The 15,473-nt window shown below is 41.2% G+C and carries 14 protein-coding genes; 13 read left to right on the plus strand and 1 reads right to left on the minus strand.

Annotated elements, in window-relative coordinates; all coding sequences use genetic code 11:
- The 7 genes from INF28_RS08925 to INF28_RS08955 all read left to right on the plus strand — a co-directional run bounded on the left by INF28_RS08925 (nucleotide 1) and on the right by INF28_RS08955 (nucleotide 8,007).
- On the plus strand, nucleotides 1-2,250 hold the full coding sequence (locus INF28_RS08925) for a polysaccharide lyase family 8 super-sandwich domain-containing protein (RefSeq protein WP_226393125.1): 2,250 nt from the start codon (nucleotides 1-3) through the stop codon (nucleotides 2,248-2,250).
- A gap of 752 nt (nucleotides 2,251-3,002) precedes the next feature.
- Entirely contained in the window at nucleotides 3,003-3,215 is a 213-nt protein-coding gene (locus INF28_RS08930) for a hypothetical protein (RefSeq protein ID WP_226393126.1), read from the plus strand.
- On the plus strand, nucleotides 3,215-4,585 hold the full coding sequence (locus INF28_RS08935; protein ID WP_226393127.1) for a mandelate racemase/muconate lactonizing enzyme family protein: 1,371 nt from the start codon (nucleotides 3,215-3,217) through the stop codon (nucleotides 4,583-4,585). The genes INF28_RS08930 and INF28_RS08935 overlap by 1 nt, the downstream gene beginning before the upstream one ends.
- The gene (locus INF28_RS08940; RefSeq protein WP_226393128.1) at nucleotides 4,585-5,274 is read left to right on the plus strand and encodes an MBL fold metallo-hydrolase; all 690 of its coding nucleotides are present in this window, start codon (nucleotides 4,585-4,587) and stop codon (nucleotides 5,272-5,274) included. The genes INF28_RS08935 and INF28_RS08940 overlap by 1 nt, the downstream gene beginning before the upstream one ends.
- Nucleotide 5,275: 1 nt before the next feature.
- On the plus strand, nucleotides 5,276-6,004 hold the full coding sequence (locus INF28_RS08945; protein WP_226393129.1) for an SDR family NAD(P)-dependent oxidoreductase: 729 nt from the start codon (nucleotides 5,276-5,278) through the stop codon (nucleotides 6,002-6,004).
- Complete coding sequence (locus INF28_RS08950; RefSeq protein ID WP_226393130.1) at nucleotides 6,001-6,903, plus strand: RraA family protein; 903 nt, start codon at nucleotides 6,001-6,003, stop codon at nucleotides 6,901-6,903. Before INF28_RS08945 ends, INF28_RS08950 begins: the two co-directional genes overlap by 4 nt.
- Before the next feature lie 18 nt (nucleotides 6,904-6,921).
- The gene (locus INF28_RS08955) at nucleotides 6,922-8,007 is read left to right on the plus strand and encodes a serine hydrolase domain-containing protein (RefSeq protein WP_226393131.1); all 1,086 of its coding nucleotides are present in this window, start codon (nucleotides 6,922-6,924) and stop codon (nucleotides 8,005-8,007) included.
- Between the two features lie 93 nt (nucleotides 8,008-8,100).
- On the opposite strand, the gene INF28_RS08960 is transcribed toward INF28_RS08955, so the two are convergent.
- Nucleotides 8,101-8,337, minus strand: coding sequence for an IS3 family transposase (locus INF28_RS08960; RefSeq protein ID WP_318961751.1), 237 nt, complete (start codon nucleotides 8,335-8,337; stop codon nucleotides 8,101-8,103).
- A gap of 33 nt (nucleotides 8,338-8,370) precedes the next feature.
- On the opposite strand from INF28_RS08960, the gene INF28_RS08965 reads away from it, so the two are divergent.
- From INF28_RS08965 to INF28_RS08990, 6 genes are all read left to right on the plus strand, one after another.
- Nucleotides 8,371-9,543: a glycoside hydrolase family 2 protein gene (locus INF28_RS08965; RefSeq protein WP_226393132.1), complete on the plus strand. Its 1,173-nt coding sequence runs from the start codon at nucleotides 8,371-8,373 to the stop codon at nucleotides 9,541-9,543.
- A gap of 70 nt (nucleotides 9,544-9,613) precedes the next feature.
- The gene (locus tag INF28_RS08970; protein ID WP_226393133.1) at nucleotides 9,614-10,855 is read left to right on the plus strand and encodes an FAD-dependent oxidoreductase; all 1,242 of its coding nucleotides are present in this window, start codon (nucleotides 9,614-9,616) and stop codon (nucleotides 10,853-10,855) included.
- A gap of 25 nt (nucleotides 10,856-10,880) precedes the next feature.
- Entirely contained in the window at nucleotides 10,881-11,045 is a 165-nt protein-coding gene (locus INF28_RS08975; protein ID WP_318961753.1) for an aldo/keto reductase, read from the plus strand.
- A 244-nt stretch (nucleotides 11,046-11,289) separates the two neighbouring features.
- The gene (locus INF28_RS08980) at nucleotides 11,290-11,700 is read left to right on the plus strand and encodes an RNA polymerase sigma factor (RefSeq protein ID WP_226393134.1); all 411 of its coding nucleotides are present in this window, start codon (nucleotides 11,290-11,292) and stop codon (nucleotides 11,698-11,700) included.
- Between the two features lie 589 nt (nucleotides 11,701-12,289).
- Nucleotides 12,290-13,759 carry a hypothetical protein gene (locus tag INF28_RS08985; RefSeq protein WP_226393135.1) on the plus strand — a complete coding sequence of 490 codons (1,470 nt, stop codon included), beginning with the start codon at nucleotides 12,290-12,292 and terminating at the stop codon, nucleotides 13,757-13,759.
- Between the two features lie 17 nt (nucleotides 13,760-13,776).
- Nucleotides 13,777-15,420, plus strand: coding sequence for a hypothetical protein (locus tag INF28_RS08990; protein WP_226393136.1), 1,644 nt, complete (start codon nucleotides 13,777-13,779; stop codon nucleotides 15,418-15,420).
- The last annotated feature ends 53 nt before the right edge of the window (nucleotides 15,421-15,473 follow it).

Below are 15,473 nucleotides of genomic sequence, written 5' to 3' on the forward strand. Positions count from 1 at the left end.
GTGGACGAATGGAAAAAACTAAGACAACAATGGACAGATATGCTGCTGGGAAAGGCTGATGATGTTCGTATGCTACCTGATAAAGTGGCAGAGACGAATAAAAGTGCTCGGCAGCATCTTGATAAAATTAATATAGGTGAGGATATACGAGATTTATTTGAGGAACAACCTATAACAGCAACAACGCAGATGACAATGCAATATTGTAGGTTGCGTGAAATGACACTAGCGTACAAAGCCTATGGCGGAAAGTATTTTAAAGACGAGGGAATGCGTAAGGTTTTGCTTTTTGCGTTGGACTGGTTGTATAATAATCGATATGGTGAAAAGGAAATTAACAATACAGGCTGGCGTGATACAACTCTTCATAATTGGTGGGATTGGAAAATAGGCACACCGAGATACCTAATTGATATTTTAATGCTTATGTATGACGAGCTTTCTGAAGAGCTCATAAAAAAATATCTTTCATTGTTTCATGTGCTTGTTCCGAAGCCTGAAATGACTGGTTCTAATTTTTTGAATTTGTGTAGATTGATAATTGGTGCGTCCATTCTTGAAAAAAACGGCAAAGAGTTGCTTGCAGTTATGGAACAAATGAAGGATATTTTCGTCCCATGCGGCAGTGAAAAGAAGGAGGGATATTATAAAGATGGTTCATATCTATTTCATATGCATCACGCAATGAATGCAACCTATGGTTTGGAACAGGTGCAATACATTGCAATGCTTATGGGAGTGCTTAAAAATACGCGATATGATTTTAGCCCTTCGGATAAAGAAGCTGTTATTGAATGGATTAATAACGGGCAGATACCGTTTTGCTTTCACGGCTATTATATGCGCTGCGTTATGGGGCGCTATCCCGATAATATAAAAAAATTTGCTGAAAATTTACTTATTTCTGCGGTAGAAATGACTGAATATGACAAGAATAATACGCTAAGAATTCTGATAAAAGAAATTACGGAGGGTGGTGCGTGTAAAAATTATGAAAACACATTGAGTTTTTCGCAGTGTAGAAGAATAAAAGAGCTTGCTGATATAAAGGCTCGCACTGTGCCTAGTAAATACGTCCGTGCGTTTCCGCACATTGACCGCATTTTACAAAAAAAAGAGAATTGGGCAATTTCGGTTGCGATGAATTCAAGCCGTATATCAGGTTATGAAAGTATTAATGGTTTAAACCAATACGGCTGGTATCATGGTGACGGAATGACACAACTGATGTTGAAATTCGACTTGGAACAGTATAATAGCAGTTTTTGGGAAAAAATTAATCCATACAGAATACCGGGAACAACGGCGGACAAACAGAAAAGATACCCGGTGTCAATAAGTCTTATTAATGATTATCTTTCGGGTGAAAATTTTGTAGGCGGAGCTTGTATTCGTGACAAAGCAGTCGTTGCTACTATGCACCTGAGAACATTTCATAACGAAGATAGTGAATATTCGCCAGACATTCAAAACATTAATACAGTTATTCCGTATCACAAATCAGGACTCCGGGCTAAAAAGGCATGGTTTGTGTTTGACAAAGAAGTAGTTGCCTTAGGATGTGATATTTCAGCTAGTGACGGCTTTGGGGTAGAAACAATTGTTGAAAATAGATGCTTACCTTTTGAAAATGTAATTATGGCAGACGGAATACCAGGCATAACTCTTGATAAAACAGGTACAATTATAGAGTTGACAAGCAAACGTTGGGTAAATTATGGTAATACAATTGGATATGTTTTTTTGAATGATGAGCAGATAAGACTTGCAAGAAATCCGTCAAATCCTGAGTTTGCTGAGCTTTGGATGGAACACGGCATAAATCCTAATTGTGCAAGCTATGCTTATATTATTCTGCCATATTATACAGCCTCAGAAACAAAGGGCTATGCAGAGCAACCTGATGTAAAAATACTTTCCAATACACCTTCTGTGCAATGTGTGTATCAACAAGTCATGGGAATAAAGGCATATGTTTTTCATAAAGCAGGAAAATTTGATGCTGTTGAAACTTCACAGCCACTTTTACTTATTTTACAACAACAGAAAAACGGTCTCAGAATAGCCGCTGCAGACCCGACGTGGAAACTGAAGAATGCTAAGGTAAGAATAAATGGCAGTTGGAGGCTGCAAAGTAGCTGTAAGCGTGCAGCTTTTGCGTATAAAGACGGAAAAACAATTATTTCACTTAATCTGATAAAAATGGAGGGCGAAAGCGTGGAGTTTGGTGTGACTGAGATTTGTCAATAGAAAAGTGAATCATACAAATATTATTTTCAAGAATAAATACTTAGAAACTGGCTGTAATATATTGAAATAGGACACATGACTGTTATTAACATGCGAAAGGAAAAAGGTTATACTTATTGAAAAGACCATAAACCCCAGCGGTTTGGCAACAATTGGTCTTATATCTGTTTGTGCCTATGTGTAACGGCGTGAACAGATTAAAAGTGTATGGCTGATGAATTTTTGAAGTTGTTTGCACAGCACAGACATCATACTATACTTAGGGTGGAAAAAGGTAAGCCTGGTTATAGAAATGACGATATATGCTTTGTATGCAATATATTGATATGGTAATTCACTGATTTTTATAGAGCTAGAGTAAAGATTATGTTTGATACGACAGCTATAGCTTCCCATTATGGGAAACGGATATTGTAAAGTGTAGTTGAAAAAAGTCGCAGCATTATGAGGCAACGGTTATTATTAACACAACGCGTGACAGTGATAGATTACTTTGTGCCGGGGCACCTACGCTGTTAAGGAAAAAATTATCATATACTTTGCTTTTGGAATAATATTTGACCTATGTAAGATTGCTGTTGAAACAGGAAAGATTGAAAAATATATGCAAACGGTTTTAACGTTGAGTGTGCATCGTTATACGTTGGCAATTAGCCTTAAAGCATTTCTTTTATGATGTTTTAGATGCAAATGATATAAACATATACATTTACACTATCTCTAATCACATAGATACACTTTATAAGTTTAAGGTGAACGAAAAAGGAAGGTTTGAAAACCCCTATATGGCTCAATTTGGGATAACAAGTTGTATCGCTGAAGATTATGTGTTTATTGAAGAAGATAAGTATAAGCATTCTGATTATATAACAATGGTGATATATGGTATTAATAATATTAAAGCCCTGCAAAACAAATTGAAGGCACAAAATAATGAAAAATCAAAGCTTAGGAGGACAAATTAATGGAGAAAAGAATGAAGGAAGCGATTGAACAGAATATAAATACATACTCATCACCGTCAAAGCTAAGAATAACAGATATTCGTGTGACAAATATTGACGGGGCACCAAAGCATTGTCCGCTCATAAAAATCTATACAAATCAAGGATTAGTGGGATACGGAGAAGTGCGGGATGCTTCAAGCGCAACTTATGCGTTGATGTTGAAGTCACGGATTATCGGGGAAAATCCATGTAATGTTGATAAGATTTTCCGCCGTATTAAGCAGTTTGGCGGACATTCACGCCAAGGCGGAGGTGTGTCGGGAATCGAAATTGCCATGTGGGATTTGGCAGGCAAGGCATGGGGTGTACCTCTTTGGCAAATGCTTGGAGGAAAATTCCGCGATAAGGTCAGAATGTACTGCGACACTGATGTTGATGGCAAGCATACCGGCACTGATATGGGAAAAGTGTTGAAAAAAAGAATGGAGCAGGGCTTTACCTTCTTGAAAATGGATCTGGGTATTGAACTGATGTTAGACGAGCCTGGATGTCTAAATGCACCATTGGGGTTTTTGGAGGATATAAAAAAATATTCAATAAAAGCAATCAATCATCAAAAAGGCTCCATAGACAGAGATATGATGATGGGCAAAAACTACAAAATATTTACTATCCCACATTATGCGACAGGAATTCACCTTACTCAAAAGGGCATGGATTTTCTTGAGGACTATGTAAAGCAGGTACGCGATGTAATAGGATATGAAGTACCTTTAGCAATTGACCATTTTGGGCATGTGTGCATAGAGGATTGTATTCAATTTGCAAAGCGTATGGAAAAATACAATATTGCTTGGATTGAAGATATTGCACCGTGGCAGTATACCAAGCACTACGAAAAAATTTCTAACGCTGTGAATGTACCTATTTGTACCGGCGAGGATATATATCTTGCAGAGAACTTTGAACCGCTGATGAAAAACGGAGGCGTTTCGGTTATTCACCCTGATATGCTGACGGTAGGCGGTGCGCTTGAAATGAAAAAGTTGGGCAATATGTGCGATAAATATGGTGTTGCAATGGCTATTCATATGGCAGAAAGCCCGATTGCGTGTATGGCAGCTATTCATGCGGCAGCGTCAGTGCAAAATGTGATGGCTGTTGAATTTCATTCAGTCGATATTCCATGGTGGAATAATTTGGTAGTCGGTATTGATAATCCGTTGCTTAAGGAAGGCTTTGTATTTGTGCCAGATAAGCCTGGACTTGGCATCGACTGCCTTAATGAGGAGCTGATAGCAGAGCATATCCACGAAAAGTACAAGGGGCAATGGGAGTCGACAACGCAGTGGGATGATGAATGGGCAAATGATAGGGAGTGGAGCTGATGCTGAGAATTAAATGGCTCGGGCAAAGCGGATACCTATTGACCGATGGAAAATATACCATTTGCATTGACCCATATCTGTCAAACTCAGTTGAAACGGTAACGGGTGCAAAAAGATTGATAACGATACCGATTATGCCGGAAGAATTACAGGTAGACATGATAATTTGTACCCACAACCACTTAGACCACCTTGATCCGTGCACAATTAAGGCAGTGGATAAATCGAATACTATATTTTTTGCACCGCTGGATTGTGAGATGCTGTTGAAAGAGTTGGGAGTCTTGCGTTATACGCCTTTTGATGTTGGCACAAATGTAAGGTTTGGAGAAATAGAGTTACGAGCAGTGCATGCGAAGCATACAGTCCCTGCGGTTGGTGTGCTGGTGTGTGCTAATGGACATAGATTATATTTTACGGGAGACACTTTTTATGACTCAAAGCTGGAACAGATAAAATGCGATATTCTGTTTGTTTGTATTAACGGCAAGTTGGGGAATATGAGCGTATCGGAGGCGATAAAGCTTACACAAAAGTTACAGCCAAAAGTCGCAGTGCCGAATCATTACGGAATGTTTGTTGAAAATACAGAAGAGCCGACTAAATATCTCAGTGGTGTAGATTGCGGTTTTGCCATGCGACCTAATGTGTGGTATGAAATTTATGATATATTAGATAAGAAGGTGTAATATGTTTGATTTAACTGGCAAAAGGGCACTTGTGACCGGTTCAACGCAGGGGATTGGATTTGCCATTGCCAAAACATTGGCAGAGTATGGCGCGAGCGTTTGTGTCAATGGCGCGAGCAGTATGGAAAAATGCAAAGCGGCAAGCGCCAAAATCGAAAATTGTGTTCCGATATTGGCAGATTTATCAGACAGCAGCGGTGTTGATAGGCTGTATGCTCAATCGGGCGATGTTGATATTTTGGTTTTAAACGCTTCCATACAGCAAAAAAATGACTGGCAGATTGTTACAGCAGAGGAATTTGACCGCCAGATGATTTGTAATGTGAGAAATTCTTTTCTATTGATACAAAAATATATTCCGTATATGAAGCAACGTGGATGGGGGCGAATTTTGACGATTGGAAGTATCAATCAATATAAGCAACATCCGGAGCTTGTGGCATATGCCGCTTCAAAATCGGCGCAATTCAACATTGTACAGAATATGGCTCGCCAACTTGCGCCGTATGGTGTTACGGTAAACAATCTGTCTCCGGGAGTGATTGAAACGCCGCGAAATCAAGCCGCTTTGGCAGATGCAGCCTACAGAAAACGCGTTGAGGACAGCATCGCATGCGGACATACCGGCAAGACGGGTGATTGTGCCGGAGCAGCTCTGCTTTTGTGCTCGGATGCGGGGAGATATATCACCGGAATTGATTTGATAGTTGATGGAGGAATGCATTTATGAAATTCAATAGCAGAGAAGAAATTATTGAACTGACGCCGCAATGGAAGGGGAAACGGCTTCCTGACGGCAGACCTTACGTAGAGGACAGATATTTAAAGGCGCTTAGAAGCCTGACGTTAGAAGAGGTGTGGAAACCAATTTTTGTAAAAGGGTATGAGAGCCAGTTTGAGGGACGGCTGAAAACGCTTCATGATGATGGGCGCAAGCTGATAGGCAGAGCAGTAACGGCAAATTTTGTGCCGACCAGACCGGATTTACATGAAACAATGTTTCAGATTGGAATGAAGGAAGGCCGCAAGGGCAACTATAATCAATGGGTGATTGACAGCCTGACAGAAGGCGATGTGGTAGTTGCAGATATGTATGATAAGATATATAAAGGCACTTTTCTTGGTGGTAATCTTACTACGGCAATAAAAACCAAAACAAAAAACGGAGGTGGGGTTATATGGGGCGGTATCAGGGATACCGAGCAGATGAAAAAGGTAGAAGACGTTCAGGTATACTATAGAGGCATTGACCCAACACCTATCCGAGATTTTATTATGACGGGTTTTAATACCGTTACAAGAATTGGCAATGCGGTTGTTTTGCCGGGGGATATTGTATTCGGAGCCGGAGGTGGCGTGCTGTTTATTCCATCCCATCTGGTTGCGGAAGTGGTGGACGGAGCCTCAAAAACGCAGGTGAAAGACATTTTTGGATTTGAAATGATTACGCAGAATAAATTTACGACTGCGCAAATCGATCGAAACACCTGGACGGAAGAAATGCTGGACATGCTTATGGTATTTATAAAGACAGATGAGAGAGCGGAAAAATACAGAGGACTTGATTGGACGTTAGAATATGACCTTGCAAGAAACGGTGATCCGAATGATACCCAAACAGCTTTATAAGATTTGAGGAGTTTAGATATGTGGAATGCTTTGACAAATTATCTGGATCAATTTCTGGATTTGGGAATACCGGGATTTGACTGTATCGTTTATTGCAGAGGACGTGAGACATATAGACATTTCAATGGGTTTCGGGATGCAGAACATCTTTTGCCGGTTGATGGAACCGAAAGCTATTATATTTATTCCGCATCAAAACCCATAACATGTACGGCGGCTTTGCAGTTGTACGAAAAGGGAGAGTTTAGGCTTGACGATCCGCTGTATTTATACCTTCCGGAATTTAAAGATATGTACATTAAGGAAAATGGAGTCATACGAAAAGCGAAAAAACAAATAACAATCGAAAATCTTTTTTGTATGACGTCCGGCCTTTCATATAATGTGTATAGTCCTTCTTTAAAAAGAGCGCGTATAGAGACAAACGGAGCATGTCCGACTCGTGAAACTATGAAATATCTGGCGGAGGAGTCTTTAGAATTTGAACCAGGGGAAAAATGGCTGTATGGTCTTAGTCATGATGTACTGGCGGCGGTAGTAGAGGTGGTGAGTGGAAAAAGATTCAGTACGTATCTTGCAGAACATATTTTTGAACCACTTGGTATGACCAATACTTCCTTTTCACAGCCGAGAAATGATAAAATGATGTTGCAGTATGATATGTCAAGCGGAGCTTTATTGCCGGTTGATAACGGCATTTTAAAATTCAAGATCGGAAGCGAATACGAAAGCGGTGGTGCAGGCTGTGTATCGACGGTTGAGGATTATATTAAATTCTGTGAGGCACTCAGGATAGACGATTATATGCTGAAAAGAGAAACTGTGGAACTGATGAGCCGCAATCATTTAAATGCACAATGCCTTAGCACATATAATTGGGAAACAATAAAGCATTATGGCTATGGACTTGGGGTCAGATGTCCGCTTAGCGATGGAAAAAGAACTGATTTTGGGTGGGGAGGAATGGCTGGAGCATTTCTCGGAATAGATAGAAAAAATAAATTCTCTGTTTTTTATGCACAGCAGGTAGCGAACTCGCCCGTTCAAAAAGTTAGATCTAACTTAATTGATTTTGTTTCTGAGGCAATAAAATATATAGACTAAAGCATGCGAAAATCAGAAGAATATTAATTGATAAAATGTGGACCATAGTCAAAAAAGTAGACAGAGGAATGAAGAAAATAGGATAGCAGCAGTTTAATTTTGCTTCCAGTATAACAGTTCAGCTTGATTGGGAGTAAGCATGCCAAGAGAGCCATGAGGACGTCTGGAATTGTAGAAGCCATCAATATATTCAAAAACAGAAAGCTGGAGCTCCAGTAGGGAATGGTAGGTTTTGCGGTCTGTTTCCTCTTTCTTGAGATACTTAAAGAAACATTCACAGCAGGCGTTGTCAAAAGGGAAACCTTTTTTTGAAAAAGACTGCGGCATCATGCGTGTATCGGATTATGGTGTGGAAATAATGAGATGGAGGAGGCTTGGGTATACTGGGGCTGGGAGCAAAAGTACGGGAAAAAATATAAAGCAGATTATATCAAGCAGTTTGAATACGTGATTCCAAAGTTGCTGAAACTATATGATCCTGATCGTTTTTATTGGAGGTCATCACCGTCTGCAACAGGGAGCTTTGACGAGCCGCGTGATGAAAATGTGGGAGATAGGCATTATTGGTCGGTATGGCACGGATTAAAACCATTTGAAGATTATAAAAATTACCATTTCAGATTTTTATCTGAATTTGGGTTCCAGTCCTTCCCGTGTATCAAAACGATTGCGTCTTTTACAAAGCCGGAGGATAGAAACATTTTTTCAAAAGTAATGGAAAGTCATCAGAAAAATGGAACAGCAAATGAAAAAATATTAAATTATTTGGCGAAGGATTACCGGTATCCATATTCTTTGGAGGGATTGGTTTATCTGTCTCAGTTGCTGCAGGCAGAGGCTATGCGGTATGGTATCGAACATTTTAGACGAAATAGAAAATCAGACAGATGTATGGGAACCCTATACTGGCAAACCAACGATTGTTGGCCTGTGGCTTCATGGTCGGGAATTGATTACTATGGCAGATGGAAAGCTTTGCATTATAAGGCAAAGCGGTTTTATGCCCCTGTGCTGCTATCAGCAGATATCGAAGATGCAAAAGTAAAATTGGTGGTGGTTAATGAAACAGATAGCGTGTTTTCAGGCAAAGTGCAGTGGCAGCTTGCTGATACAACAGGACAAATTTTGGAAAAAGATAGTGTAGATGTCATGGCGGAAAGTTTAGGTGTAAGTGCTAATATAACGCTGGATTTTTCAAAATGGATGAAAAGCTATACAGAAAAAAGCAGACTGGTTTTTAATTACAAGCTTATAAAGGATAATGCAGTGATTTCAAGTGAATGCCAGCTTTTTGTAAAGCCGAAACATTTTACATATCAAGATCCTGAAATTAAGATAACACACCAGGGAAATGAATTGGAAATTTCAGTATCCTCCTTTGCACAGGATATTGAACTGAAAACGGAAAAAGCGGACGCAGTATTTAGTGACAATTATTTTTCTTTGCTGCCTGATGAAGTAAAGAAGATAGAGATAAGTGATAACATGGATGCGGCTGATGTGTATGCAGTTAGTTTGTATGATTATCAAAAATAAAAGGCCAAGCTATAAGCGTATGAAGTTAAGTTATGTAATGATTTGCTGGATACAAGGGAGGTATATATATATGAATGATTACATATTGTTGCCGGAAACAAGTGTGAAAACCGTATGTGAAAGTGATGTTGTAGTAGGAGGCGGAGGAATTGCGGGTATTTCTGCGGCTCTGGCGGCTGCAAGAAATGGTGCAAAAGTTTTGCTGGTAGAAAAAGGTTGTTTGTTAGGAGGCTTGGCAACGCTTGGATTGATTGCAATTTATCTCCCGCTTTGTGATGGATTGGGACATCAAGTGAGTTTTGGGATTGCAGAAGAATTGCTGAAACTTTCTATCCGACATTTTGCCGAGGGAGAATACCCCGATGCATGGATAGGCAATGGTAGGGAGGAAGAAAGAAAGGCTGTACGGTATAAAGTGCAGTTCAATCCGCATATGTTTGCGTTAGAAGCAGAAAGCTTATTGCAAGCTGAAGGAGTAAAAATTTTATATGATACGAAAATCTGTCAGGCTGTTGTAAAAGAAAATCGAATTACACATCTGATTATAGAAAATAAAGGGGGCAGACAAGCCATATCTGCGAAAAGCTTTGTCGATGCTACAGGAGATGCGGAAATTTGTTATTTGGCAGGAGAAGAAACAAAAGAGTTTGAAAAGAAAAATGTACTTGCCAATTGGTATTATTTCTTCTCCAAAGGAAAAATTGATTTGGAAAGGCTTGGCTTTGCAGAAATGTCAGATGATGAGGTGCTCAATGCAGAAAATGATGAAACGGTTGAAAGCGGCGAGCAAATTTCCGATATAAAATATGGTGGAGTAGATGGAGAAGAAATCAGCCAAATGTTGTGCGATGGACATGCGCAAATGCTGAAAAAAATATTAGCCAAGCGTCAAAATGATCCAACTTATGTGCCTGTTACCTCCCCTACAATGCCACAGCTTAGAATGATACGCAGAATCGTAGGGAAATATACCATGGACAGGCAGGAAGCAAACAAAGACTTCGATACAGGAATCGGGTGTATTGGGCACTGGCGGAAAAAAGGCCCAGTATACGCAATTCCCTTTGAAACGTTGTATGGGAATAAAATTCAAAACTTAATTACAGCCGGAAGGTGTATTTCAGTTACAGACGATATGTGGGATATCACCAGAGTGATACCAGCATGTGCTGTTACGGGAGAAGCCGCAGGAACAGCAGCTGCTATGAGCAGCAATTTTTCAGCTTCAGATATATCTTCGCTTAGAGAAATGTTAAAAAAGCAGGGAGTAAAGCTTACAATCCATGAAGTGAATATAAAAGAATATATTTAAAAATTCAGGAGTATCGGAAGAAAGCATAGCGTTTGCTTGGGTATTAAGACATCCAGCGCATATACAGCCTATAGTAGGAACAAGAACGCCGGAACGAATCAAATCTGCGGCAGCGGCAACAGAGGTTACATTAACCAGAGAAGAATGGTATAGGCTGTACTTTAGTGTCAATGGGAAAAAACAGCCGTGAGAAAAGAGAAAGAAAGTGTATGACGGATAACATAAGTTTGGCCTAAGGTTTTGTTATTCGTTAGTAAACGAATTAAAAAAAGTATATATAAGTGAAAAATATAAATGACTGCAAAAGGTTCAGGAATGAACTGATTGCAGTCATTTTTTTGTTGCAAAAAGATGGTTGGCAGTGTTACATAGCAGGATATCCATAAGCATTCTGAGTTTTTTGTTTAAAAAATTCAGAATGGAGGATATCAAAAATGCCCAAGCAATATTATATAAAAATTGCCGGATATTTCTATCAAGTCTCAAAAGAAATCTATGACGAATACAGGAGAGAAGACCGGCGGCGCAGATATTTAAAAGAGAGAGAAAAACATACAGTGATTTTCTCTTATGATGCTTTGGAGGAAAACGGCATGTATATACAGGAGCGAATCGCTGATGAAACTGTAAATGTGGAGGAAGAGGCAATCCATAATATGATGATAGAAAAACTTCGTAAGGGGTTGTCTGCTTTATCCGATGAGGAATTGTATATCATAGATCATCTAATCTATCAGGAAAGAACAGAGCGTGAACTGGCAAAAAAGCTGAACATTTCTCAGAATGCAGTACATATACGAAAGGTTAAGATTTTAGAGAAACTAAAAAAATTTTTAGAAAAATGAAAATTTTTATCTATTAAAATGCAAAAAGTTGCTCCTTATATATATAGTGAGGGGGTAATGTGTTTTTCACCCTATTGTTCTTTGAAAATTGAATACCCATACACGAAACATTTGTAATCATTCGAGCGTGCTTGTTCCATGCGCCAGGACTGCCTGTGAGGGTAAAACCCTCATCAAATGAACTGCTCCAATAAGGCACGAGCGTAGATCCATGGAACAGCAGCACAGCTATTGGTACGCTGTGTGCGAAGACGGTGATTACAGATAATGATACTCCTGCAAGGCGCAGCCCGGGCGGATGTCGGGGAGGTGAAATTCCTGTGATGCTTGATACTAAGAGCAGTTCGTGTATTGCCCTAAGGCTTTCCGGTCAAAAGGCTTGATTGGAAAAAGAACAGCAAAGGAAAGATGATTTGTCAATCTGAGCTTGTTCTTCCAGCATCAGGGGACGGGAAGAATACTGATGCTTTCGCAATGAAGTGTGACCTATGGGCAGGTTCTGTCTTGCCCGTATACGTATGTTTTATGGAAAAATAAAAAATACAGTAAAAGTGGACATGAACGTAACACGCTTTGCTGTAAGGAGGTCATGATGAAACAAAAACTGATATGGATGGTTCTGTACTGCCTGTGTGCTGCACAGGTTTGCGGAATCGACGGAATCTATGCGGCGGAGGATGCAGAAAGCGTGATGCAATCCGAGCAAATAGAAAAGACAGAGCAGGAAGGAACCGAAGTAAAATTGGAGTTAGAACAAGTCCCGCTTTTGGGTTTTGAGGTGCAGTCTAAGAGTATCCCTTTTGCAGGCAGCGGTACGCAGGAGGACCCGTATTGCATAAACTCGGAAGAGGATTTAAGGCTATTCGCGGAGCTTGTGAATGCAGGTGAAACCTTTGCATCGCAATATTTGTATCTCACAGCAGATATTACTTTAACGCAGTTGTGGACACCCATTGGACTTTCACAAAATGGCAAGGTTATTGCACCTTTTCAGGGGAATTTTGACGGCGGGAAGCATACCATTTATCAACTGCAAGGTCCGGAAGAAGTCTCCGATTTTGGCCTGTTTGGCTGTGTGCAGGGCGGCGCTGTGCATGATCTTGCGGTTACCGGAAGGATTTCAGCAGTATCCTACACGGGCGGGGTCATTGCCTATGCAGAAGAAGCCCAGGTTTATGCCTGCCGCAGTGAAGCGGAGATTACGGCATCGGGGCAGTTTGCAGGCGGAATTGTGGGGTATTTCAAAAATTCGTTTATGGAATCCAACTGTAACAAAGGAGAACTTACAGGAACCGGGATCGGCGTAGGAGGTCTGGCGGGCGGCATACAGGAGAGTATTGTTCGAAACTGCTACAATCTGGGAAATATTACCGGAAATGAATATACTGCCGGCATTGTGGGGATGACGTGTGATACTAGTGTAATGCGGTTATCAACCATTGACTCGTGCTATAGCTGTGGGGAGATTGTTGCCCAAAAGGTTCCATCCCGCGGCAATGCAATAGCAGATGGATTGTTAACAGCACAAATGGATAACAACTATTATTTAATGGGTTCTGCAGTATCCGGTGCATTTGGAACAAATGCACCAGGGAAAATTACTCCAATGCCTCAGGAGGAAATGCAAAACCCAGACTTTGCGGAGATGCTGTCAAGCAGCTATGTATATCTTCCGGAGATGAATCATGGTTATCCCGAGCTTAAAGTATTTGCGTCCTGGAATTCTCCGCAGGAAGTTGTGATTGAAGAACTGCCATCTGCAGGAGAAATCACTTATGGACAAGCTTTGTCTGCATCCACGCTCAGCGGAGGGAAAGTGACAGGAGCATCGGGCGTATGGTCATGGGTAGATCCGACCTTTTACCCCTGCGCCGGAACGGCTTCCTATACAGTGATTTTTACACCGGATTCTGAGATGCCAAAACCGATATCTGCTGAGGTAACATTGACGGTGCATAAGGCCACACCGGTTCTTGAAGAAGTCGAGGTCGCAGATATTACTTATGGACAAGCGCTTCAATTATCTGAAATCAGGGGCACAGTCAGAGCCCCGTTTTGAAAGAAAGGAAGAAAGAAATGAAAATAGCAAAGAGATTTTTAGGGCTTATTATAGCAGTGAGTATGGTATGGAGTGTTTCCGTAGCAGGATTTGCGGACGAATCTGTAACGCAGACAGAAACCGCAGTTTATGGGGAATCCTTGGAGGAGGTTCCTTTTTTGGAATCTTCGGTCAGTGGTGTCCCGGGCCGCTGGACATGGGAAAATCCGGAGGTTATGCCGGAAGCGGGAACGGCAGAGTATCCTGCTGTTTTTACTCCCAATGATACCGACAATTATAACAGCATTACTGCCAATATTTCGGTCACGGTTTTGCAGGCAACACCGGTGGTGGAACTTGTGCCCAGTGCCTTGCCGATAACATATGGTGAAACACTTGGGCAATCACAGATAGAAGGGGGCACAGTGAAAGGTGCAGACGGTAATGTTTTGTTAGGTGCGTGGACATGGAAGAATGCGGAAATCCGTCCGGCAGCCGGAACCAATACGTATCCTGCTGTCTTTACGCCCAACGATACAAAGAATTACACGATTGTTGAAGCGGAAGTTGAAATCACCGTAGGGCAGACTTCCATCGACCCTGAAAAGGTTACACCGCCCTCTGCCAGCGAGATTACATACGGACAGTCTCTGGCAGATTCCATTTTAACCGGCGGAAGCGTGGAAGGTATGGAGGGAACATGGGCTTGGCAGGATCCCAGTATTAAGCCAAACCGGTATGATAACGAGGATTATGCTGATCTTTTCACTTATGCAGTGGTCTTTACGCCCGCCGATTCCGGTTATTCACCGATTACGGAGCAGATTACTTTAAAATTAAATACTGCAGAACCGGTGATTGAATCAGCACCAATGGTAGAGACGCTTTACTATGGTCAGTCTTTGACAGAAGCAGAGATAACAGGCGGAAAAGTGATTGGAGTCAATGGAGAAGAATTATATGGAACATGGTCGTGGAACAATGAAGCGCAGATCCCGGAGGTAGGGACGGCAGAGTACCAAGCGACATTCTATCCTGACAGCGTAAACTACCATGCAGTTTCCTGTGAAGGGGTTTCTGTTACAGTGAATAAAGCCAGCCTACAAACAGCGGATACCCCATCTTGCACCGAACTTTCCTATGGCCAAAGTCTGGGGCATTCGGCAATATCCGGTGCGGTGCAAACGCTTTCCGGTTTGCCGGTGGAGGGAAGCTGGAACTGGGAAGATGCAAGTACAGTCCTTCCTGCCGGTGTTCATGAGTGTCAGGCTGTCTTTGTCCCAAATGATACCGAACACTATGAACCGCTGCAAGCCAGCATTGCGGTAACCGTGCAGAAAAAAATCATTGATCCGGATCAAACAGATATTGTGGTACTGCCTTCTGCCAGCGAGATTACATACGGACAGGCTTTGGCAGATTCGATGCTAAGCGGCGGAAGTGTGGAAGGCGTGGAAGGAGTATGGTCTTGGCAGGATCCTGAATTAAAACCGAATGCTGGAAGCAGTCTTTGTACGGTTGTATTCACTCCGGCAGATGCAAATATTGAAGCCTGGACAGGAGAGGTTACTGTTACAATCCATAAAGCTACTCCCGTTTTAACCGAAGAAGAAATACCAACTGCTTCTGATATTGTCTATGGTCAAAAACTTGGTGACAGTATTTTATCGTTGATGCGGTGAAGAAAGAGGAATGATGCATGCAGAATAGGAAAAGAATGTTTTATCTATTTATA

The organism is Ructibacterium gallinarum, assembly GCF_014982785.1.
In the GTDB taxonomy this organism is placed as follows: Bacteria; Bacillota; Clostridia; order Monoglobales; family Monoglobaceae; genus Ructibacterium; species Ructibacterium gallinarum.